This is a genomic window from Thioalkalivibrio sp. ALJ1 (assembly GCF_000745395.1).
Classification (GTDB): Bacteria; Pseudomonadota; Gammaproteobacteria; order Ectothiorhodospirales; family Ectothiorhodospiraceae; genus Thioalkalivibrio.
The window spans coordinates 907956-930883 of record NZ_KN050684.1 but is presented as its reverse complement, the minus strand read 5'-3'; the positions used below and the strand labels follow the sequence as shown (position 1 = coordinate 930883).

Here is a 22928-nt window from a genome sequence, read left to right as displayed (position 1 = left end):
AGGGGGCCTCCGAGCAAGGATCTGTGAGGGTGCCATCTGCGTGGACCAGTGCCCGCAGTGCCTCGGATACCCCTGCCACCATTTGCCCAAGGGCATGTCGTTCTTTCTCGGCAGTATCCTGTCCATCGTCTCTCTGCATGTCGCGATGCTCCCCCGGTTAGCCCACCCCTGCAAGCCCACTCGATGTTCCGTCGAGATTCTTTACAAAGCTGGCTAATCAGGATTGACCAGAAATCATAAATCACTGCCATGCGGCTATTTTAATGTTTCGGCACAAGTTTTGCTTGCAATGTCACCCACGATCCAGGCAAGCCCAACACCTGAAGGACGATTTATGCTCAAGAGAACAACCCTTTTCTCAGCGTTGGCCATGGTGGCCTCATCCGCCCTCGCAGCACCCGAGTTCGATCGATTCGGCGAGCTTTCGCAGGCCGACTTCGGCGGATCCGGAATCCCCAACGACGCTGTCGCGATCTCGGACTTCCGTTCGGATTTCGGTTTTGGAACGGTCGGCTTGTCAGCCGCCCAACGTTTCGACTCGCCGACCGTGACCGACGATGGCGCGGGCACATTCTTTGCGAATCCCGGGGAAAGTGATCCTGGACTTTCACTCTGGAACTTCAACTTCTATATGAGCGCGAATGCCTCGTTTGCAGCTCCTGGAGATGTGGAGACAGATGAAATCCAGCCCGAGCCCATTCCGGGCGGACTGATGTTCCAAGTGCAGTACGACATCAATCCCGGTAGCGGATCGGATATCGGGACCATCGACATTCCGGTACTTTTCGATGATGAAGGGTTATTCGAGTTCCAGGGCTCCCAGAATCTGGGCTTCAACTACCTCAATGAGGGTGGCGTACCAGGAGTGACTCCACCCGACGGCTCATTCGACCCCTTCGCCGTCGGCTTGTACGAGTTCACCCTCGTCGCTTTCGACTCCGGCAACCCCGACATGGGGAACGAAGACTTGGAGCTCGCTCGCAGCACGATCAATGTGCAGGTCGGCGATCCTGCCGAAGTGCCTCTTCCTGCCACGCTGGGCCTTTTTGGGCTCGGCCTTCTGGCGCTCGGTGCAGCTCGCCTCCGTCGCCGGAGTTAACGAAGGTCGGGCATTTCGGCATGACCAACGCCTGCGAATCGCAACCGTTGGTCATGCCTTTCGCCTTCAAGCAGGCTCCTGCGGCGGCTAGTTGCGTGTAGGAACCTGCTTGCAGGCGAAGTTCCCGGCGGGTCCGCTGTGATCAATCCGGCGATCGACCTTCCCTGTTGACCATCTCTTGCAGGCGCTCTACAAGCGTTGAGATGCGGGCCTCCCAGCGGTTTTCGCGGGCGTAGGAGATGATGGCTTGGCGGTCCCACTGGGTCTGCAGGGCCTCGGAAATCGCATCGCGCAGGGCTTCGCCGTCACCGAGCTCGACCAGACGGCCGAGCCAGTCGGCGTGGATGACCTCGGCATTGCCGCCAACCCGAGTGGTGACGGTGGGAAGACCGCAGGCGGCGGCCTCCAGGAAGACGTTGGCCCAGCCCTCGAAGCGGGTGGCGAGTACGAACAGGTCGGCAGCGGAGTAGTAGAAACGCAGTCGTTCCGGAGCGATCGCGCCGGTGAAATGCACGCGTTCGCTCACGCCCCTCTCCTTCGCAAGCCCCTGTAGCCAGGCCAGTTCGTTGCCGTCGGGACCACCGCCACCCACGCAGAGATAGTACAAATCCGGGTGCTGCTCCAGGAGCACCGGCATCTGCTCGATCACACGGTGGAAACCCTTTCGCTCGTTCAGTCCGCCGACGGTGATCATGATCTTGGCCTTTTGCGGCAAGCCAAGTTCGCGGCGACAGGTCTCGCGATCTTCGGGCTGGAAGTAATCGAGGTTGATGCCGTTGGGCATGACCTGCACCTTTTCGGACGGGATGCCCATCTCCAGTGCGAGGCGGCGAAGGTCGTCCGACACGGAAAACACCCGTGCCGCGCCGTGCATGGCATGCAGCGAGAGCCAGCGACATACACGCGTGCGCGAGATGCGCAGCAACGTGCCGCGCAGGGTGATGGTCCAGGGGAGCTTGACCCAGCGGCCCAGCAGCCACGCGGCGACACCGTCCGGGTAGATGAAATGGCTGTCGATGGCGGTGATGCCCTGTTCGCGCTTCAGGCGCCGTACAAGCGGCAGGATGCTCAGCGCCAAAAACGGACCGTCGGTCCATTTCATGACTCCGGGAATACACAGGAACGGGGGGTGGTAGACATCGACCCCGTCCTGGATCTCGTGGCGCGGGATGGGCGGGCGAAAGTGCGGCTTCCAGAATCGGCGGATCAACCCCTGCCCGGGAAACCAGGCGACCGGGGCCACCACGACCAACGGGATATGCTGCGCTACGCGGAACATGCGTTCGCGCACAAACAGGCCGTAGGTCGGCTGCACCGCATTGGGAAACACCCGCGACAGGACCAGCAATTTCATGTGGCGCCCCGAATCGGGGATGCCACTTGCTGGACGCTCTCGATCACGTGCCGCGCGTTGGCCTGCCAGGTATAGCCGCGCGAATCCACCAGTGCTACGGCCTGCTCCCCCAGTCCCTGACGCCAGGCATCGTCTGTGAGCAGGCGTTCCAGCTGCTCCGCCAGCGCGCCCCAGTCGCGAGGCGGGAACAGCAGCGCCCCCTGCTCGTGCTGGACGACCTCACGGATGTTCGGCTTGTCGGGCGCAACCACAGCACGCCCAAGGGCGAGGTATTCGAACAGCTTGATCGGGGACGCGTAGTCGGTCACGTCCGGCTGCACGGCGATATCCAGTGCGGCGATATGGGCCGGGATCGCATCGCGTTCGACCGGGCCGGTGAAGTGCACACAGGCCTCCATCCCTTGTTGTGCCACCTGGTTGCGCAGTGCAGGGATGGCCGGACCGTCACCGACAATCAGCAGGTGCAGATCCGGGTGGCGCGCGCGCAGGCTGGCCACAGCATGGATCAGGCCATCGACCCCGTGCCAGGGACGAATCCAGCCCACGAAACCGACCACTCTCGCCTCTTGCAGGCCGTGGTGCTCGCGAATCGCCGAGCCGTCCACACCCGTATGGAAATGCGCCCCGTCGACGCCGTTGGGCATCACCATCAGGCGTTCGCTCGGCACCCCGCGTGCGGCGAAGATATCGGCCATGGCCTGGGTCACCACGATGGTTCGATCAGCGCGGCGGCAAAGCCAGTCCTCGATGGACTGGGCCAGGCGCCGGAGAACCAGATCGCCATGGGTTTGCAGCTCGAGGCTGAGCGGGGCATTCACCTCCAGTACCAACGGACGACGGGTCAGCCACGCGACAAGGCGTCCCGCGAAGCTGAACAGGCTGTAGCGTTCGTAGATAAAGGCCGGCCGGTGGCGCAGAACCGCCACTAGCAGCAGGATCATCGCCGGCAGGTTGTAAGCCAGCGAGAGCAGCTCGTAGAACCAGAACGGGATCGGCACGCCTCCAAGCGTAGGGCGCGCATCCCCGTCGTCCGCGGATTTCGACGAAGGAGCCGACGGGGCCTCTTCCGGGCGCCCCGGCGCACGCCGTTGCAGTGGTGCCACCATGTGCACCTCGTGGCCGAGCTCGCGGAACGCATCGCACAGCGCACGGATGTGAATGCCTTGAGCATCCTCGCCACGGGTCCGGTGGTGGTAGAGGATCTTCACGATTCCAGGGCCTCGCTCTCGACCCAGCGGTACTTGCCGGACGGGGACGGCGCGATGTGGTCCACGAGCTTCAACCGCACCGGCACCTCGGCATGCAGGATGCCCTGCATACCCCGCGTCACCGCCCAGGTTTCGGCTTCGCCCCAGGGACCGTTTGCGATCACCTCGATATCCAGGCTCAGGTCGGCGCGCTGCACCAGCCGGTATTGCGCAACCTGCGGCATCTCGCGCATCACGTAGTTGGCGGCGGACCCGTGCACCCGACGCCCCTCGGACCCGGCCAGGAAGTCGTTGCGCCGTCCCTCCAACCGATCCAGCGTGGGCAGTGGCGAGCCGCAGGGGCAGTCCGCACCATCACCCAGGCGTCCGCGGTCACCCACACGGTAGCGTACGAATGGCATGCTATAGCCATCCAGGTTGGTGATTAGCAGGTCCCCAATGCCGTCTTCGTCGGGCTGATCGACCTCCACATGCACATGCTCGGTGGCGATATGCAGGCGCCCGTGCGGGCACTCGTGCGCAACCAGTCCGCCATCGCGCGAGCCGTATTCGTTGGCGACCGGACACCGCAGGATGCCCGCGATTTGTTCACGCACCTGCGGGTAAAGCATCTCCGAGGTACAGACCACCACCTGTGGGCGCCAGCCACGTGCCAGGCCCGGATTCGCTTCGAGCGTCTGAGCCACGCGCACGATCACGGTCGGATAGCCGTACACGAGCCGAGGGCGAAAACGGCCGAGGAAGCGCACATAGGCCTCCAGACGTTCCGGCGTCAGGTCGTGCGCCGACAGCACGACCTGGTTGAGGAAGTAGCGATCCTTGATGACGCGCATGCGCGAGGTCTTGCTCAGTTCGATCGGCGAGCCCCAAAAATCCACCTGCCGATCGCCCGGGCGGATGCCGAACCAGCCGCGAAAGCGCAGCTTCTGCGCGTTGTGGCGCGCTTCTTTCACGCGATCCGACCAGAACACCAGCGGCCGCCCGGTGGAGCCGCCGGTACTGGAGGGCAGCAAGGGGCCAGAAGCGTTGTCGGCCAGCAACTCGCGCCCACGCTCGCGCACGCTGTCCCGCTCCAGCACCGAAAACGCTTCAAGGTCCGGGGGCGACCCCGCCAGGATCTCGCGATAGTAGGGAACGTTGGCCGCGCAGTGCGCGAGAAGGGCTTCCAGCTTGTTCGTGTGTTCGTGCGACAGCCATGTCCCACCGGCGCGCTCGCCCCGCTGTAAGGCACGCAAGTGGACGGCCGTCTCGCGCCCGCGCAGCCTTTCATGCAATGGCCACAACAGATGCCGTGCCAGCGTCTGAGGCATCCGTAACGGCCAGTCGGGCTGCGGCAACAGTTTATTTTGGCGGAAGGCTTCGCTCATGCGTCCAGTGCCTTCATTGGATCCGTTCGGCGGGGACATCGACCCGCTGACGCAGGAACGATTCGAACATCAGAAGTGCCCAGAGCGGGCGCGAATGGTCGGAGCGCCCACTCTGGTGTTCGTCCACCAGCTGGCGCAGGCGGTCAGGATTGAACCAGCCGGAGTCGGCCAGACGATCGCCGAGAACAGCCTGGCGCAGCGTGTCGCGCAACGGCCCACGGAACCAGTCAGCGATGGGCATTACAAACCCCTGCTTGCGCCGATAGAGCACATCATGCGGCAGATCCTGCTCGAAGGCGCGCTTGAGCACATACTTGCCCTCGCCCTGATGCAGGCGCAGGTTGGCCGGCAGAGTCGCCGCCCATTCGACGAACGGATGATCGAGTATCGGTACCCGAACTTCCAGACTGTGAGCCATGCTGGCGCGATCGACCTTGGTCAGGATATCGCCGGGCAGCCAGGTCTTCAGGTCCAGGTACTGGACGAAGTCCAGCGGCTCATCCTTCGAGGCATTGGCCGCGTAAGTGTGCAGCACCTCGCTCGCCGCGTACCCCTGAAGCTCCTGACGAAAACGGTCCGAGAAGAGTCGAGCGCGGCTGGCATCATCCACCACCGCGACGCTGCGCAGGTAGCCTTCCACTGCATCCCGCGCCAGCGCCTGGAAGGTCGCTTTGGCGCGGAACGCGCGAGGGGCCCAATCAGCCTTGGGGTAGAGCGCTGCCAATGCCCCGAATAGCGGGCGGCGCACGCCGCCCGGCAGCAAGCCGCGCAACCGCTCCTCCTGGCGAAACCCCCGGTAGCGGCGATAGCCGGCCAGTGTCTCGTCGCCACCATCCCCGGACAGGGCAACCGTCACGTGCTGCCGCGTCAGGCGCGAGAGCTCGTAGGTCGGTAGCGCCGAGCTGTCCGCAAAGGGTTCGTCATAGAGCTGCGCGAGCGGGTCGATTAGCTGCATCCGGTCCGCGTCCACCTGATCGAGGAAGTGCCGCGCACCTACCCGTTCGGCCACCGCGCGCGCATGATCGCTTTCATTGAAACGGGGATCGCCAAAACCAATGGAACAGGCATTCACTGGCGCATCCGAGAGCTGACTCATGGTCGCCACCACGGCGCTGGAGTCCACGCCGCCAGACAGAAACGCCCCCAGCGGCACCTCCGAAACCATCCGGATATCCACCGCCTCACGCAGGCGCTCGCGCAGCTCGTCCCTGGCCGCGTCCGTGCTGGCGGGACTCGAGGCGGCGAAATGAAGATCCCAGTACTGGCGCGGCCACGCTGTTTCCGTTCCAGGCTGCAGGGTCAGGGTATGGCCTGGCGGTAGCTTGCGAACGCCAGAGAAGATGCTGCGCGGATCGGGGACATAGCCGTAGGCGAAATATTCCTCCACGGCCTTGGGATCGAGGTCGCGCGAAAGCTCCGGACAGGTCAGCAGCGACTTGATCTCGGACGCGAACAGCCAGCGCCCGTCGGGCAGGTGCGCGTAATGCAGCGGCTTAATACCCAGGCGGTCGCGCGCGAGGAACAGGGTCTGCTGATTGCGATCCCAGATGGCGAACGCAAACATGCCGCGGAAGTGCTCGACACAGGCCTCGCCCCACTCTTCCCAGGCATGAACGATCACCTCGGTGTCGCAGTGCGTACGGAAGTGATGCCCGCATGCCTGGAGCTCCCGCATCAGTTCGGGGAAGTTGTAGATCTCGCCGTTGTAGACGGTGAGCACACTGCCGTCTTCGTTACCTAGGGGCTGCTGGCCACTCGCCAGATCGATGATCGACAGCCGCCGATGCCCCAGCGCAATACCCGGCTCGAGATGCGTGCCACCTTCATCAGGGCCGCGATGAACCTGCACCGCATTCATGCGCTCAAGCAGCGAGCGGTCGGGCGTGGCCGCGTGGTCGGCGGCGAGTATGCCGGTGATGCCGCACATGGCTAGTGGTCCTTCAATGGGATCATTGCCGCTCTCGCGCCACGGGAACCCGGCGAGCCCCGTGGGCAACCAGGACTTCCTGGTAAAGCGCGGCATAGGCGTCGACCATGCGCGGCAGCCCGAAGGTCTCGACGGCACGCTGGCGTGCGGCCTGGCCCTCCCGGCGGGCGCGCTCGGGGTCGGCCACGTACGCGGCGAGCACCACGCTGAGCGCCTCGGCATCGCCAGGAGAGATCAGGGTTCCGTTGACCCCGTCCTCGACCAACTCCGGCAAGCCGCCAACCCGCGATGCCACTACTGGGAGCCCCGTCGCCATGGCCTCGAGCACCGTGACCGGAATCCCCTCCGCCAGTGACGGCAGGACGAAGAGATCCAGCTCGCGTAACTGTTCCGGCATTTCGCTGCAGTTGCCGGGCAAGCTGGTCTGGTCTTCTATGCCCAGCTCCGCAACCAACGCACGCAGCTTGCCTGCCTCGGGGCCATCCCCGATCAGCACCAATCGCAGACTCGGGAATTGCTCCGGCATCCGGGCGCGCAGAAGGGCAAATGCCTGTACCAGCGTCACCTGATCCTTGACGGGTGCAAGACGCCCTACCGTGCCAATCACGCGGCACTCGGGCGCCGATGAAGGTGCGGTCAAGTCTGCAGTGAAACGTTCGGTATCCACCCCGTTCACGATGTGTTGCACTCGTTCGGTCGGGATTCGGGCCACGTCCGTCAGGTAACGGGCCAGGTGCGCGGAAACGGTCACGTGGCGATGCACCCAGGGACTCAGCCAACGACGCAGTCGGCGATACTTTGGGTTGGTGCCGTCGAGATCGGCCATGTCCCATCCGTGTTCCGCATGAACCCGAGCAGGAACCCCGCTCAAGGCGGCCACCGGCTGGCACTCGAGCGCGGCAAGGTTGGAGCTGTGGACGATATCCGGTCGCAGCCGACGCAACAGACGCCACAGCCGAAAGAACATGCCGAGCCCAAGACCCGGGGTCTTGTGGAGCGCGTGAATCGGCACGTCCTCGGGGACCCTTGCACTGAAGGCCGTGTAGTCAGCGATACAGATAATCACGTGGCGGAACTGCTCCCGTGGCAGGTGACGGACCAGCTCGATCAGGATGTTCTCGAGCCCACCGACATCGAGCCGGTACACGATATGGGCCACGAGGGGGCGTTCATCGCGGCCATCGCGAGCAAGCACATGGGGGGTGGCACTGGCCATCAACGCGAGCGGACCTCATCCAGCTGATCCAGCATCGTTGGGAGGGCATGGTCGACATACCGCCCCAGTTCGGACTCGGCCGCCTCCTGGGCATCGTCGTACTCGACATAAAACACGAGCAGGGCGGCATCATCACGTCCACCGACCAGCCGGTTCAGGGCCTCGCGCGCCTTTACCTCGTGTGGCCGGGTCGTAAGCGCCCCACCGACCCAGTACAGACGCCAGACCAGTAGCTGACGATCCGGGCCGCGCAACCGGAACCGCTCGGCTCGTACGCCATTCTCCAGAGACACCGAACCCAGCCGCTGTTGCGACCAATCAGACTGATGACGGCCGGCAAGGATGTTGTCCCAGCCGACCATGCTGCCGTAGCGATGCTGCTCGCGGTAATAGGCGACATGAGCACCCACTGCGGGCGCCTCCTCCATGCGCGCCACCCAGCCTCCGCGCTCGGCGCGGGCATAGCGGTAGCCCGGCTGCCAGGACGCAGCGGACTCGACATCCTGGGCTTGCCAATCCGCCACCGCAAACGGTCCGGACCCGAGGCCCTGAACCTGGCCCAGGTCACGCTGGTTCATCCACTCGCTGTAGGCCGGGGCCGCTGCAACCATCAGTACGCCCAGAAGCCCCACCGTGGCCAACCGGCCCGGTCCCGAAGAACCCACCTGATGCTGCGGTGGCTCCACGTGACCCGCCGAGGCCGGGGCACCGTCCTCGCGCCATATTGTGCCAATCCAAAACATCAGGAAGATGACGAAACCGAAAAAGAGCCAGCCATAGATCAGGTGGTCCACCCCGGCGGCGTGCTCCATGCCGCTTAAATGCCCGATCATCACTATCATGTAGGCACGCAAGCCATTGGCTACAATCGGCACCACGATGGACACCGCGACGAACACCAATCGACGCCACATGCTGCGGTACATGATGTAGGCGTAAAGCGTACCCAGCGCGACCGAGGCAATCAGGTAACGCACACCCGAGCAGGCCTCCACCACCGACCAGCTCCCGGTCGGTAGCTCGAACTGCAGACCATCGCGATAAATCGGAATGCCCGACAACTGGACGGCGTACACGGTGAAGTCGGCGGTGAAATCCATTAGTGGCGGGACCAGGAAGTTGCCGAATGGTACGGCGAACAACAGGTATGCGAGGGGAAACTGCAAGGCCCTCAGCACGGCGTTGCCCAAGATCAGCCAAACCACCGTTGGAATCATCAACGTCGCGGCAAACTGGCGCACCGAGGTCACATCGACCAATTCGGCCATCACCCAGGCCAGCCCCAGAAGTGCCATCGGGATTAACGCCCAGGCATTCGGCTGCGGCGTCAGACCCGCCAGTTCATCGCGCTTGAGCCAGACCAGAAAGAGCACGATGGGGACAATCAGAAAGCCGTGGGTAAAGGTCTCCGAGCGCGACCAGGTATCCACCATGGATGCATAGGTGGGCTGAAACACCAGAAGCGTGATGGCCAGGAGCAGCGCCAGCACAGCCAATGGCCACCACCAGACGCGTCCGGGCAACATCCCGTCGAGCATGGACGGGGCAGTCTTCATGTCGTCTCCATACTGGGGGCCGCAGTGGATGCCACGGGTCCCTGCAGGTAGTTGTCGAGCCGCGCCAGATTGCGGGCCCAGTCGTAATCGGTCTCGACCCGTTTGCGGGCGCGCTCGCCGCGCTCCGACGGACCTTCTGCGAGTCCCCGCAGCACCGCACGGGCAAAGGCTGCGGGTTCGGCAGGGGCCTCGATCACCTCCTGCTCACGCTGCGCGGAAAGGCCCTCCAGGGCCTGTGGCGAGGCCACGACCGGGCGCGCCAGCGCCATGGCCTCCAGGACCTTGTTCTGCACCCCGCGGGCGATACGCAGCGGGGCCACGGCCAGGTCGGCATGTCCGATCCAGGCACGCATGTCCTCGACAAAACCGGTGACCATCACCCCAGGCAGGCGCCCAAGTTCGGTCACTGCCGGGGCCGGTCGACTGCCCACGATGTAGAACAACGCATGTGGTTCCTGAACACGGATTTCCGGGAACACCTCGCGGGCAAACCACACTACGGCATCGACATTGGGCCAGTAGTCCATGGCTCCGCTGAACACCATCACGCGGCTGTCGGGAGGGTAGGGATTGTGGGCCGGCACCCGGTCCGGCGCGAAATGCGCATGGTCGACCCCATTGTTCATGGCGTGAATACGCTCCGCACTCTCGGGTGCACGCTCGCGAAATGCTTCGGCCTCATCGGGCGAGACAAACAGGCTGGCCGAGCTACGGGCGGCTTGCCGACGTTCGTAGGCTAGCAAGCGGCGCCCCTCCCGCCGATAGATCGCGCTGAAAGGCCAGGGCCGGGTCGCGGCGTACTGGGTCCACTTATCCGAATCGACGTCCACAAAGTCGGTGACCTGGACGACCTCCGGATGGCGCTCCAGGTACTGGCTCATAGCGGAAGAAAAGATCAGCGCCCGCGAGATGGAGTGGCGCTTAATGGTGTCGTCGACCCAGCGCTGTAGACCCCGGTCGCGATACCACGGCAGCGTCAGCGGCGCGCCGGTCGCGAGCCCTCCCAGCGCCCGCAGCCGGGCGCGCCGGCTATCCAGAGGACGGATGCAGGTGCTGGCACACAGTCCCTCGACCTCGGCCGTATGCACGAGGTCATCGGGATCGTCGACGAAGGTGCCCAGGTGCACACGGTAGTGCTGCGTCAGATAGCGCAGGATGTGATGCGAACGGATCTTGTCGCCCTTGTTCGGCGGCCACGGAATCCGATGCACCAAATAAAGAAGATCTTCCATCAGGCGCCTGCCACAAAATTCTGCTCACAGGAAGCTTTGAAGACGGGAAGGGTTATCGAGTGATTCTTCATAGGCCGGTTGGGGAAACACGCCTCTCGAGCCGACGGATGCCGTCCTTAAGCACAGGGGCGTTAAAATTGATCAAGAGTCCGGTGTCGACTCGCGCAAGTTTCATATATGTCAGCAGCTGTGCCTTATGCAGGCCGTTGATTGCGTCCACACTTTTTAGCTCGACCATCAGGCATTGCCGGACCAGAAGGTCAATCCGGTAACCCGCCTCAATGGTCTCGCCCTTGTAGGCAACCGGCATCGGAACCTGCGTTTCGCACTCAATTCCTCGCTGTCGCAGTTCATGGGCCAGACATCGCTCGTAGACGGATTCCATCAGTCCCGGGCCCAGTTCACGGTGCACCTCAATCGCGGCGCCAATCACTTCCCTCGAAATCGGGTCGAATTCCATTTCGCGCCCGCCCCTTCAACATTATTCGGTTTCGATCCAGCTCTTACATAGCGTCGGTTAAAGAGCGGCTCACAGAAAGATCAGGAGATGAGAAGGGTTCCGGGGTTGAAGCACCTGGGGTCAAGACCAACGCCAAAGGCCGCCCCAACCCAAGCTCTTTCCCCGAACCCCACACCATAAACCTTCTTTTCTCACCTTCTTCCTGTAAAACGTCCTTGACCCTGACCTTCCAGTCGCTCAGCCGAGGGAGCGGGAGAGCTTGGGGCCGAGCCAGTTGGCGACGGGCTGTGGCAGGCGCTGCCAGGCCTTGATGAAGTAGCGGTACTTGGGGTTGAGCGGGTTTACGTCGGGCATCTCGCGAGCGCGCACCAGGTGATACTCGTAGTACAGCGGCTGCGGCTCGAAGCCCCAGTTCTTCTTGAAACTGAACGAGCCGGTATCACGCTTGCTGCGACCGAAGTCGTATATACGGTATCCGTCCTCACAGGCGCGGCGCATCAGCTCCCAGTAGAGGAAGTCATAGCCCGCGACCTGGCGCGCTTCGGGCGTACCTGCGCCGTAGTATGGAAGTACCTCGTCACGGAAGTAGAAGGTCACGACGCTAGCGACCGGGTCACCGTCGTGCAACGCCGTGAGCACCCTGCATTCCTCGCCAAACACGGCGAGCAAAGTCTCGAAGTAGTGTCGGCTGAAGACCGGGGTCCCCATACGCCGCACGTTGGACGCGAAGATTGGATAGAAGCGCTCGATATCGGGCTCGAACTCGCTCGTCAGACCTGCCTTGATTCCCTTGCGCACCATGCGGCGCTGCTTGCGGGGAATCGCATTCATGTTGGCCTCGACCTCGGGCTCCATCACCTTGCGGAAGGTGAAGTACAGATCGTTCTTGGTTGGCCGGTCGGGATACTGCGGCTCCAGATGGCGGTATTCCAGGTAATCGACCTGCAACTCCTCGGCAAGTGACCGGGCGCGCCGGTCCAGGGCCTCGAAGGCCTCTGGAGTCTGCGCGGCAATGCCGCCATAAACACCAAACGGGATCGAAGCCAGGGCGTCGCCGAACAGACGCGACCGCACGCGGACCAGCGGCAGCACGCCCTGAACATCCCCGCCCTGCTCCGCATAAAGAAACCAGACGGGATGCCCGAACGCGCGCTGCATGACTGTTGCCCAGCCGGCGCGGTGGAAGAACGTAGCCTGCGGGCAGTCATCGACGAAGGCATCCCAGCGCGCATGGCCGGTCGAATCGAGTGTGCGAACCTGGATGCGCAGCGCGCCCGTTATCCGTTCCTGGTCTTCAGGCGACTGATACACGATCGCCCTCCGAGGAGGTCAAAACAGGTGCCCGCAAATCGAGGGGGACGGCGAATACCCGATCCATTCGATCCCATCGGAAGTCCTGCAACAGGCGGTCCAGACGCGCCTCCATACGGTGCAGGTTCACGTAGTGCCGGAAACGCGTCTTGGCGGTAACGCCGGAGATACGCGGCTGGCCGGGGTCGATCTCCCAAGGGTGGAAATAGAACACTGCAGGCATCGCGTCGACCCGCTCGATCCGCTGCAAGGCCCGTCGCGAGATGGAGTAAGGCAGGAGCCGGAAGTAGCCGCCGCCAGCCGCCGGCAGATTTCGGCCGGCCATACGCAGTGTCGCTGGAGGGAGTTCCAGGATGCCCCCGTCCAGCGGACGGTGGGGCTCGCGGGGGGCGTCCGGCATCCCGTAGTGATCGTGGCGCACCGGGTAAATGCTTGAGCTGTAGTCGTGCCCCGTCTCGTCCAGAATCTCGAGCGCCCAGAGGTTGTCCGCACCAATGGAAAAACTGGGTGCGCGATAGCCCCGGATAGGGGCCCCGGAAAGGTCCTCAAGCAACCCGCGCGCGGATCACGTCGGCGCGGAACGCCTCGGGCGTGAGATCGGTTACGCGCTGGTGACCGTAGCCGTGGCTGGCTAGCTCATGACCCGCCTCGACGATGCGCCGAATAGCCTGCGGGTAACGCTCGGCGATCCAGCCCAGAGTAAAAAAGGTGGCATAAGCACCGCGGCGATCAAACAGGTCAAGGATCCGATCAAGATTGCGTTCAATCCGGCACTCGCGTCCATCCCAGGAGTCCCTCGGGATCTGCGGGGCCAGGGCGGAAACCTGAAAGTAATCCTCGACGTCGACCGTGAGTGCATGCTTCATCGGCGCACGGGCTGGGGCGGATGACATGACGTAGCCGCTCCCTAGTGCCCGGTCCCGGTGCCGCGCGGAGGCTCCAGGTCGTACTGATCACGCAGCGTTTCGAGGACTTCCTGCGACAAACGGAAGCTGATCGAGATATTGCGCTCGATCCGATTCAACCGCTCATGCAATGCCTCGATGTCCTGTTCAATGCGGACCAGGGCCAAGCGGTCCTCGACGCGGCCTTCGCCGTTCTCCAGTTCCTTTTCCACATCCGCCGAACGCTCGGTGGTTGCAGGGGGTGGCGCGGCCTCTTCCAGTGGATCCTGCCCCAGATCTTCCTCAATCTCGTCGATCACGACTTGGGCATGGGCGCCATCCAGATGGGTGCGTTCTTCCAGGTAGCCCATTAACAGCAGGCGATCGCAGAAGGTATTCACCTTGCGCGGGATACCGCTGGTGTATTCGTGAATGCGTGGCCAGATGTCGTCGGCGAACTCCGGGCAGTGTTCCCAACCCACCCGGGTGAGCCGGTGTTCGATGTAGGCACGGGTATCGTCCTCATCCATCGGGCCCAGGTGGTAGGTCGCGATCACACGCTGGCGCAACTGCTGCATGTTCTCGCTGCGCAGCAAACGCCGAAATTCGGGCTGGCCGAGGAGAAAACTTTGCAGCAGAGGGCCATCGTCTCCCTGGAAGTTCGACAGCATGCGCAACTCCTCGACCGCATCCGGGCCGAGGTTCTGCGCTTCGTCCACCACCAGGAGCGCCCGTTGCCCACGGGCGCGCGTGTCCTTTAGAAAGGCTTCGAGGCGCCGCAGCTGGCCGGCCTTGTGGTTGGGGGCATCATCCAACCCGAATGCGAGGCAAACCGAGCGCAAGAGGTCCTCGGCGTCCAGTTGTGTGCTGACGAGCTGTGCCGCCACCAGCGGTTTGTCATCAAGCATCTGGAACAGGCTGCGTACCAGCGTGGTCTTGCCGGCACCGATCTCCCCGGTGATGACAATGAAGCCTTCCTCCAACTGCACACCATATTCGAGATAGGCCATCGCGCGGCTGTGGCCCTTGCTCGCGTAATAAAACCGCGGGTCAGGGCTCAGTGCGAAGGGGCGAGCCTCCAATCCGTAGAATTCTTCGTACATGGCTAGAATTCCTTGGTCAGGGTGCCGATGATGGAATTCTCTCGGTACTCGTTGGCCGCACTGTCCGAGTCTTGCCGCTGGTGGCGGTAGGACAGCCGCGCGCTCAGGTCGGGAGTGATCTCGCGCGTGACGCCCGCTCGCAGGTACCAGCGATCATCCTCGCGGTCGGTTCCGAGAAAGCGGGTCCGGGTATAACCCGTCGCCAATTCTGTAGTCGTGCGCGGCCCGTAGCGCCACTGCCAGGAAGCGTTGACTCCAGTCCGACGATTATTGTCCTCGAACAGGCCGAAACCACTGCGAATCTCTGACTCGCGCTGAGCCTGAAAGGCATTGACGCCGAATACGCTGCGCCCTGTGTCGTAGCGCCAGGAGGCACGCCACGTCTGAGTGAAAAAGTAGTCTTCGACCAGGGCCTCGTCGGTCAGGCCGGCGAGCGCGAGCAAGAGGCTAATCTCATCCAAGGTGAACTGATCGAACAGGTCGTCGACCGTCGTTCCCAGTTGCTCCGCCAGAACATCGAACTGGGCCCCACGCCGGTCCCGCGTAGAACCGATGCCCTCGTTATAGCTGACGCGGTAGCTTGCGCGGCGGCTTCGATGATCCACGGACAGCGCGCGGGTCTTGCCGAAAAAGCGCTCGCCGTAGCGCGCCTCAATGTTGGTTACGCGGGTCGGCGCCCAGCCAGCACCGACCTCCCAGAAACCGCCATCGTCGTCGTCGCGGGTCGTGGCATAGTCGTTGAACTCCTCCCCGACTGTGCCAAACAACCGCAATGAGCGGCCAAAGCGATAGCCCGCCGTGGCACTAATCTGACTAAACTCGCCTTCGACACCATCCTCGTAACGTTCCTTTTCGTAGAACGCCGCGAGCTGCCAAAACGGCCGATTGAAGGCGGCACCACTATCAAGGGTGTATTCGGCGCGATGGGCATCGCTATTGTTGCGATCACTTCGGTGGTAGCGAATCTCGTCGTAGGTATATCGGATTTCCTGATTGGCAAAGCTGCCGTAACGCGTGCGCAATACCGGCGAAATGCTGTAGCGAGTGGTTTCCTGCAAATTATCACGGGGCGTGCTACCCCCGATGCCGACGGGGCCCAACAGCGAAGCGGCGTTTTCGGTACGGGTCGCGCGAGCCTCGAGGAACAGCGTATCGGGAACAATCTCCCAGTCGTTGCGAGCACGCAAGGAGTGGGTCGCGCGGCCTTCGCGCGACTCGTTCAAGTAGCGACGGTCGTTCAGGCTATAGTCGATCCGGGTATCCATGGTCGGGCCATCCCGACGCAGGGAAATACCAGGGCGGACCGTGCCGATCAGGTCCGACTCCTCTTGCCCGCGCGGAGCCAGGAGGACATTGTCGGTGACCTCGGCGGAGACGCTCACTCGCGGTGTAATCTCCCAGTCACTGGCAAGCGCTGGTGTTGCCACCAGGCCGAGCACAACGAACCACGAACCCGCCCGCAGCACGCCATGTTCGCCTAACCCCAGGGTGGTCTCAGGCCTGTTCACGCGCATCCATTTCATGATCCCGCCCCCCGTAGTAGTAACCGCCGGCATAGCCCATACCTGGCGACGGGGCCGCCCGGTTGAGCATCGACAGCACCACATCGCATGACTGCAGCTGATCCATCGCCCGTTCCACAGAAGATGCGGGCGTCGTATCAGCATCCACGACCATGACAACCTGGCCCATGTGATGAGCGAGGACCCCAGGCTCACTGGTGGCCAGAAGAGGAGGGGAATCGAACAGGATGATCCGATCGTCATACCGCTCGTGGAGATCATCGATCAACCGCATCATGGCATCGCTGGCCAGGATCTCGGTGGAGCGTCCATGGGGGCGACCCGCCGGAAGCACCGTCAGGCCCTCCACATTGGTGCGCAACAGGACATCCGGAATATCGAGATTGGGGTCGGTCAGGACATCCATTAGACCGCGGTCCGCCTGGAACCCCATCGTGCGGGGGATCGCCGGCCGCGCCACATCGGAATCGACGAGCAGAACGGTCCGGTCCACCTCCATGGCAATGCTGAGCGCCAGGTTGGTCGAGGTAAAGGTCTTGCCCTCACCGGGTAGCGCACTGGTCACCATGATCAGGCGGCCCTTGGGCACCTTCATCGCCGTGTGCCGCCCGAAGGCATTGTTCAGCAGCGGCCGCTTCATCATGCGGAACTCCTCCGCCGCCGACGTGCGCCCTTCCCCCGGAACGACAATCCCCTGTTTGCGCAACCAGGCAAAGTCGATATGCACCTCGCGCGAACGGGGTACCTTCGGGGCGGGGGCCTGTTCAGCCTCTTGGGTAGACGTTTCGATCCGAGCCTTGTCCGGACGTGTCCGATTCTTGTCGAGTGCCTTTTCGATAATGCTCATGCGGCGCCTCTCAGCGTCGTTTGCGAGTCGCGGCGCCCGCAGCCACTGCCAAACTCATCGTCTGACCCGGCCGACCACAGTCCTCTGTGTGGCACTGCGCTCATCGCAACACCCGAATCAGGTCATCGATCACATTCGCCGAACCGGTCAGGTAAAGGGCCATCACTGCGGCAAAAACCAATAGCAGACTGCCCACCCCCAGCGCGAAGAACACAAGCTCCGAGAAACGCCGCCGCCGGTGATTGGATGTACGCACCCGCGACACCGTCCCCAGGACCGGACGCCCCGTGACCTCAGCCAGCTGGCGGCTATCACCCACCGTGCGACGCATCTGGGAGAGCAGAAAAGCAAAGCCGGTGCCGGCCCCCAGACCCAACAAGAGGATTCCCGTGGCCAGCAAGGGTCGGTCGGGCGAGGCCGGCGCACTCGGACGCCGCGGTGGCTCGAGGACACGGAAGTCCACCGAGTCAGTCTGCATCTCGACCTCTCCGGACATGACCGCCTGCTCGCGACGGTTCTGAAGCTGACGGTACGAATCGCGCAGGACGTCGTAATTTCGTGTCAGCGAAGTCAGCTCGGACTCCACGGCCGGTGCCCGATCGACATCTCCTTCCAACGTTTCCACGCGTTCCTCAAAATCCTGAACGCGTGTACGCAGCGACGCGAGTTCGCTCTGCGTCTCGGTGATGGCGACCTCCAACGGATCGCTGCCTCCCGACCCCGGCACCTGTATCGTGCTCGGATTCTGTGCGTACTCAGCGGCTTCACGCTCCCGACGTTCTTCCAGTTCATTCAGGATTCTCCGAGTCGAGACCACGTCCGGGTGCTCGTCGGTAAAACGCTGACGCATGGCGTCCAGGTTTTCCTGCATGTCGTTGATACGCCGGTCGAGCTCCGGGTTCTGATAACGCGCCACTGCGGCAGGCCCAGAACTCTCCGCGGCTCGGCGTTGCAAAGTCTGAAGGCGGCTCTGGGCCTCGCGCTCCTGCAGACGTACCTGACGCAATTGTTCTCGGGCGCGCTCCAAGCGGCTGTAGAAGTTGCCATCGCCACTGAGAAAACGAGCGTTATCGCGCTTGAACTGCTCGATCTCTTCCTCTTTCTCCTGCAACTGACGCTCGTAACTTTCCAACTGACGCTCGATGAACTGCTGGGACGTGGTCAGGTCCAGACGCGAATCCCCCATCCCCCGCTCCATGAACAGATTGACCGTCTCACGCACGACCTGATGAGCCACGTCGGGGTTGTGATGGCGGAAGCTGACCCGATAGATGTTGTCACGCTGCCCGCCCTCAAGGGTCAGGCCCGAGCGCAGCAGTGAGACGTGGGCATCCAGGCTGGAATTGCCGATAAGCACATCAAGATCGCTGTCGCGCGCGATCTGTTCCAGGTTGTCGCGGCTGAGAAGTGTGCTAGTGATCATCCGCAGTCGCTGCTCGGTGTCAGGGCGCACCGTCATACCGCGCAGCAGGGGGTCCAGAACGGACTGGGTGTTCACGAAGACGCGCGAATCGGCTTCGTAAACGTCCGGGAGGTTGTGCACGTAGACCCAGCCGACCAGACATACGAGCCAAGCGATCGGCAGGATCCACCATCGCCGCCGCCAAGTCGCACGCGCATGCTGCAGAAATTCGTGGACGATCTTTTCCATGCTGCCTGGATTCCAGCCAACCGCACACGTGCGGGATGCATGCACCGTTGCGACTGCCCCATCGGGTTCGTCGCGGTCCGGCCCCTATCCACGCGGACGCTTGGGCAAAACGGCCACGCGAGTCAATGCCCTCATTGAAAAGCCTTTCCATGACCCTGTCCACAAATGTCGGCTTTGTTTACACAACGAGCGTTAGTTTGGCGTGGCTCCGCGCCCTGACCCGGCTTACTATTACGCTGGAACAGTGCCTTGCATAGGGTGGCGTGTATATTGCTTGAATCCATTGATGCGATTTGTCTGCGACCCCAGCAAAGGGAGAGTGCCGTATGAACCACGAGGAGCTCGCCCAGGAACTCGCCGATTTCTGGCTGCCGGCCCTGAAGGGCCGCGACTGGAAGGGGCGCCTGGAGGTCCTTGATGAAATCCATGCACAGCTCTACCAAGACCTGCCCACACTGGAAGAATACGATGCCATTGCGTCCCGCTTCGTGGCTGCCGTGATCGAGCAGCTCGGGGCACCACCCATCCGGGAGGCCGCCCAGGCCAAGATCTACGCCACATCCTCCGACGAGGATCACTGGGGCGCCGCCTTTGCATGGCAGTACGGTCTCACCGGGAACATCGAGTCCTCACCGAACCTTGACACCCCGGGCCACGAGCGCCGCCGCTGGCCCCGGAAGATGGTCGACAAGCTAACCGAGGCCTGGATTCAGGGTGAAGCAATCCGGTGCCGCCTGATTGACCTCTCCCGCGGGGGTGCCCGGATTGCCACGCTTGGCAGCAGCGCGCCACTGCCTCCTGGCACTGAGATCCACGTGGCACTCCCGGAGGATCGGATCCGCGAGGCTATCGTGGTCTTTAGCGAACGCGGCAGAGTGGGACTGCAATTTGCGGGCTAGAATCGGACACGATGCAGGTGACCCCACCGGAACCAAACGGTAACTTTACAAAGGAGCGATGCCGCCTACAGGGGCGTGCGAGCTCTCTACCCAAGAGACTCTTTCGATTCATGCACCGAGATGCCCCATTACGCGTTTACCAAGCCCGTTCCGACGCACTGAAATGGGCTCATTTCAGAATGCGCTACCAAGTCTACTGCGTAGACAACGCGTTTGAGCCTCAGGAGGCGTATCCCGGGGGGCTTGAGACAGACGAACACGACACATACGCCGAGCATTTCCTGGTTCGTGCGGGCTCCTATCACGGGCGGGGACGCTGGGTAGGAACGATGCGCCTGATTCCGCCCTCCCCCGGCACACCGGAAGGAGGCCCAACATCCCTTGAGGTATCCCGCCTCATCGCTTGCGATCCACGCCACCGGGGGACCTCCCGGGTGTTGTACTACCTTTGTCAGGCGGCCCAGGTCTACGCTGTCGACCACGGCTACGCCAGTCTGTCATTTCTGGTCCGCCCTGCACTGGCGCGAATCCTCGGTCGCCAAGGCCTCCCCCTGGAGCAGGCCGGAGACCCCTGTAACCACCGGGGCTTGCGTATTCCCTATCGCGTCGACGCGGCTTCGGCAGCGACCGCCCTCAGGGACTGGCGCAAACGGCTGGGAATCCCGGCAGCCATCCAGGAGGCACACTACACTCCGATGTATTGGCCTCCGGCAGAACCCGACCCAACACTTTCGGTGATGACAGCCCAGGCCTTTCAGCAACTCCAGAACGGCTGACAGGGAAGGCTTACCGTGGACGAAGAACCCATCACCCAGGCATTTCACCGATATTTCGACCTCAGCCAGCCACAAATTCCGGACGAGATTGAGCCCGCCTTTCGCCTGCGTTACGAGGTTTACTGCCGAGAATTCGGCTTTGAACACGAGGAGGATTGTCCGAATGGGCTGGAGTCGGACGGGTACGACTCCCGGTCCTGGCATTGCTTGATGCATCACCGATCAAGCGGAGCCGCGGCCGGTTGCGTTCGCATTGTGCCGACCAGCGCTACGTCTGATGCCATGTTGCCGATGGAGGAGCACTGCCGCGACAGTTTCTGGGATGTGCCTGAGCGCCCGGACCGCCTTGATCGAGAGTCCATCTGCGAGGTATCGCGACTCGCCGTGCACGGTCTGTTCCGACGTCGTCAGGGAGAACACCAAACGCCCCTGGGTGATGTTCGCTCTCTGGAGATCCCGCCCAATCACGTGCGGACCTTCCCGATCCTGGCCCTAAGCCTGTTCATGAGTGCCACCGCCATGGCCACGATTCACGACAAGGAACATGCCTTTGCCATGATGGAACCCGCCCTGGCGCGCATCCTGCGCCGTTCCGGACTGCCCGCCACCCAGATAGGCGAATTGCAGGATTATCACGGCCAGCGCGCAGCATTCCATATCCATCGCGACACCGCGAAGCAGGGAATCGAGAATTCGGCACTGCTAAGGGACCTGTACCTTCATGCGTACCACCGCCTGCGTACAGTGGGCCAATCACCGTTCGCCGAAAGCGATTGCCTGCGAGCCGCTTGATGAATGCCTTCGATTACGACACAGCCTTCACGCGAACCGTGGGATGGGTCACTCGCCCCGAACTCCACACGCTGCGTGAGAAACGTGTTGCCATAGCAGGCCTTGGCGGGGTTGGAGGAAGCCACCTGCTGACCCTGGCGCGCCTGGGCATAGGTCATTTCCACATTGCCGATTTCGACCACTTCGAGCTGCACAACATGAACCGTCAGGCGGGCGCATCCATGTCCCGACTGGGGCAGCCGAAGGTCGAAGCCTTGCGCGACCTAGCCCTGGATATCAACCCCGAGCTGGACATCCGAATATTCCCCGAGGGTGTGTCCACAACCCGGATGGATGCGTTTCTGGAGGGAGCTGACGTCTATGTGGACGGACTGGATTTCTTTGTCTTCCAGACGCGCCGGGACATGTTTGCCGCCTGCCAGCAACGGGGAATCCCGGCCGTAACCGTTGCCCCTTTGGGTATGGGCGCCGCGCTGCTCAACTTCCACCCGAGCGGCATGACCTTCGATAAGTACTTCGACCTCCGCGACGACCTGGACGACGAAGCCCTGTCGGTACGGTTCATGATGGGTCTGGCACCGGCCATGCTGCACATGGGCTATCTCGCCGATCCGGACGCCGTCGACCTGGCCGCTCAGCGCGGCCCATCAACTCCGATGGCCTGCGAGCTGTGTGCGGGGGTAGCCGGAACCGAAGTCCTGAAGATCCTCCTGGGGCGCGGTCGCGTGACCTGGGCCCCCCGGGGGGTTCAATATGATGCCTACCGCCAGCGACTGGCACGCACTTGGCGGCCGGGCGGAAACCGCAACCCACTGCAACGACTGCTGATTGGGATTGCCCTCCGCCGCCTCGCCCGATTACGTGACCAACGTCTGGCAAGGTCGTCTTCGGAAACGGGGTAAACCCATGAAATCAGCGATCCGACAAGCTCTGGTTGTCCTCACCGGCCTGGTGATGGCTGGACTTGTGGCACCCGCGGGAGCGGACTCACTAGAAGAAGGCCAGGCACTTGCTCAGGCGATCTATGATCGTCCCGACGGCCAGGATGCCGTGACGCGGGGTACCATGACATTGACTGGAGAAGGGCGTCGCGAGCGCGTTCGGGAGAGCTTTGAATACCGCCTGGACGGCGAGCCCGGCGAGAGCTGGAATCTGATCCGCTTCACTTCGCCAAGCAACATCGCGAACACCGCCCTGCTCGTCCACAACCATCCCGGCGGCGATGTCGACCAGTGGTTGTACCTGCCTGCGACACAGCGTGAACGGCGCGTCTCCAGCGAGAACCGGGGCGGCAGCTTCGTCCAGTCGGAGCTGTACTTCGAAGACCTTGAGGATCGCGAACCCCACAAAGACGAACACCGCATCATCGGAAAGGATGAGCTCGAAGGCGTCGAGGTAACGATCCTCGAAAGTATCCCGGTGGACTCCGGCAACTCGGTATACAGCAAGCGCGTCAGCTGGGTGCACGAAGAAACGCTCATCCCCGTGCGGATCGATCTCTACGAAGGCCGGGATGAGCCATCCAAACGCATGGAGGTGCAATCAATTGAGGAGGTCCAGGGCTACTGGACCGTGATGCGAAGCAGCATGACCGACCTCGATAGCGGCCGCGTAACGATCCTGGAGGTCCGCGAAGTCGTCTACGACAACGACCTTCCACGCGACATCTTCACCTCGCGCGGGCTGGAGGATCCACAACGTGCACAACGCTACAACCCCTGAT

19 protein-coding genes and 2 pseudogenes are annotated in these 22928 nt (G+C 62.8%); 7 read left to right on the top strand and 14 right to left on the bottom strand.

All coding sequences use genetic code 11. The features are described from left to right. Nucleotides 1–334: 334 nt before the first annotated feature. Nucleotides 335–1099, top strand: a complete 765-nt coding sequence (locus tag F462_RS06685; RefSeq protein WP_038052650.1) for a PEP-CTERM sorting domain-containing protein — start codon at nt 335–337, stop codon at nt 1097–1099. A gap of 142 nt (nt 1100–1241) precedes the next feature. Here the strand turns inward: F462_RS06685 and F462_RS06680 are convergent, their stop codons facing one another. From F462_RS06680 to F462_RS06615, 14 genes and pseudogenes are all read right to left on the bottom strand, one after another. Further along, nucleotides 1242–2453, bottom strand: a complete 1212-nt coding sequence (locus tag F462_RS06680; RefSeq protein ID WP_038052647.1) for a glycosyltransferase — start codon at nt 2451–2453, stop codon at nt 1242–1244. After that, a complete protein-coding gene (locus F462_RS06675; RefSeq protein ID WP_038052644.1) occupies nt 2450–3661 on the bottom strand; it encodes a glycosyltransferase family 4 protein in 1212 nt (403 codons plus the stop codon). The genes F462_RS06680 and F462_RS06675 overlap by 4 nt, the downstream gene beginning before the upstream one ends. Beyond that, on the bottom strand, nt 3658–5028 hold the full coding sequence (locus F462_RS06670) for a phenylacetate--CoA ligase family protein (protein ID WP_038052641.1): 1371 nt from the start codon (nt 5026–5028) through the stop codon (nt 3658–3660). The genes F462_RS06675 and F462_RS06670 overlap by 4 nt, the downstream gene beginning before the upstream one ends. Before the next feature lie 13 nt (nt 5029–5041). Next, nucleotides 5042–6955 carry an XrtA/PEP-CTERM system amidotransferase gene (locus F462_RS06665; protein ID WP_038052635.1) on the bottom strand — a complete coding sequence of 638 codons (1914 nt, stop codon included), beginning with the start codon at nt 6953–6955 and terminating at the stop codon, nt 5042–5044. A gap of 22 nt (nt 6956–6977) precedes the next feature. Then, nucleotides 6978–8171, bottom strand: coding sequence for a TIGR03088 family PEP-CTERM/XrtA system glycosyltransferase (locus F462_RS06660; protein ID WP_018874160.1), 1194 nt, complete (start codon nt 8169–8171; stop codon nt 6978–6980). After that, complete coding sequence (gene xrtA, locus F462_RS06655) at nt 8171–9727, bottom strand: exosortase A (protein WP_018874161.1); 1557 nt, start codon at nt 9725–9727, stop codon at nt 8171–8173. Before xrtA ends, F462_RS06660 begins: the two co-directional genes overlap by 1 nt. After that, entirely contained in the window at nt 9724–10959 is a 1236-nt protein-coding gene (locus tag F462_RS06650; RefSeq protein WP_038052631.1) for a TIGR03087 family PEP-CTERM/XrtA system glycosyltransferase, read from the bottom strand. The genes xrtA and F462_RS06650 overlap by 4 nt, the downstream gene beginning before the upstream one ends. 67 nt (nt 10960–11026) lie before the next feature. Continuing rightward, nucleotides 11027–11419: a GxxExxY protein gene (locus F462_RS06645; protein ID WP_038052626.1), complete on the bottom strand. Its 393-nt coding sequence runs from the start codon at nt 11417–11419 to the stop codon at nt 11027–11029. 237 nt (nt 11420–11656) lie between these two features. Beyond that, the gene (locus F462_RS06640; protein ID WP_244270880.1) at nt 11657–12682 is read right to left on the bottom strand and encodes a FemAB family XrtA/PEP-CTERM system-associated protein; all 1026 of its coding nucleotides are present in this window, start codon (nt 12680–12682) and stop codon (nt 11657–11659) included. Between the two features lie 31 nt (nt 12683–12713). Continuing rightward, nucleotides 12714–13623, bottom strand: a pseudogene (locus F462_RS06635) (XrtA system polysaccharide deacetylase). 14 nt (nt 13624–13637) lie between these two features. Further along, the gene (locus tag F462_RS06630) at nt 13638–14717 is read right to left on the bottom strand and encodes an XrtA/PEP-CTERM system-associated ATPase (protein WP_038052624.1); all 1080 of its coding nucleotides are present in this window, start codon (nt 14715–14717) and stop codon (nt 13638–13640) included. Between the two features lie 2 nt (nt 14718–14719). Next, nucleotides 14720–16231, bottom strand: a complete 1512-nt coding sequence (locus F462_RS06625) for a TIGR03016 family PEP-CTERM system-associated outer membrane protein (RefSeq protein WP_018874165.1) — start codon at nt 16229–16231, stop codon at nt 14720–14722. Then, nucleotides 16212–17087, bottom strand: a complete 876-nt coding sequence (locus F462_RS06620) for an XrtA-associated tyrosine autokinase (RefSeq protein WP_018874166.1) — start codon at nt 17085–17087, stop codon at nt 16212–16214. Before F462_RS06620 ends, F462_RS06625 begins: the two co-directional genes overlap by 20 nt. Nucleotides 17088–17187: 100 nt before the next feature. Then, entirely contained in the window at nt 17188–18738 is a 1551-nt protein-coding gene (locus F462_RS06615) for an XrtA system polysaccharide chain length determinant (RefSeq protein ID WP_038052623.1), read from the bottom strand. Between the two features lie 326 nt (nt 18739–19064). Here F462_RS06615 and F462_RS06610 point away from each other — a divergent pair, with 326 nt between their 5' ends. From F462_RS06610 to F462_RS06590, 6 genes and pseudogenes are all read left to right on the top strand, one after another. Beyond that, entirely contained in the window at nt 19065–19637 is a 573-nt protein-coding gene (locus F462_RS06610; RefSeq protein WP_038052619.1) for a PilZ domain-containing protein, read from the top strand. Nucleotides 19638–19648: 11 nt separating this feature from the next. After that, a pseudogene (locus F462_RS14085) lies at nt 19649–20005 on the top strand (GNAT family N-acyltransferase); the annotation flags it as partial. 66 nt (nt 20006–20071) lie between these two features. Further along, nucleotides 20072–20413 carry a hypothetical protein gene (locus F462_RS13965; RefSeq protein ID WP_244270893.1) on the top strand — a complete coding sequence of 114 codons (342 nt, stop codon included), beginning with the start codon at nt 20072–20074 and terminating at the stop codon, nt 20411–20413. Nucleotides 20414–20428: 15 nt separating this feature from the next. Beyond that, nucleotides 20429–21205 (top strand): PEP-CTERM/exosortase system-associated acyltransferase, encoded by a 777-nt coding sequence (locus F462_RS06600; RefSeq protein WP_038052614.1) that lies wholly within the window; start codon nt 20429–20431, stop codon nt 21203–21205. Next, nucleotides 21205–22107: a ThiF family adenylyltransferase gene (locus F462_RS06595; RefSeq protein ID WP_038052609.1), complete on the top strand. Its 903-nt coding sequence runs from the start codon at nt 21205–21207 to the stop codon at nt 22105–22107. The genes F462_RS06600 and F462_RS06595 overlap by 1 nt, the downstream gene beginning before the upstream one ends. Nucleotides 22108–22159: 52 nt before the next feature. Further along, nucleotides 22160–22927 (top strand): outer membrane lipoprotein-sorting protein, encoded by a 768-nt coding sequence (locus tag F462_RS06590; RefSeq protein WP_244270879.1) that lies wholly within the window; start codon nt 22160–22162, stop codon nt 22925–22927. The last annotated feature ends 1 nt before the right edge of the window (nt 22928 follow it).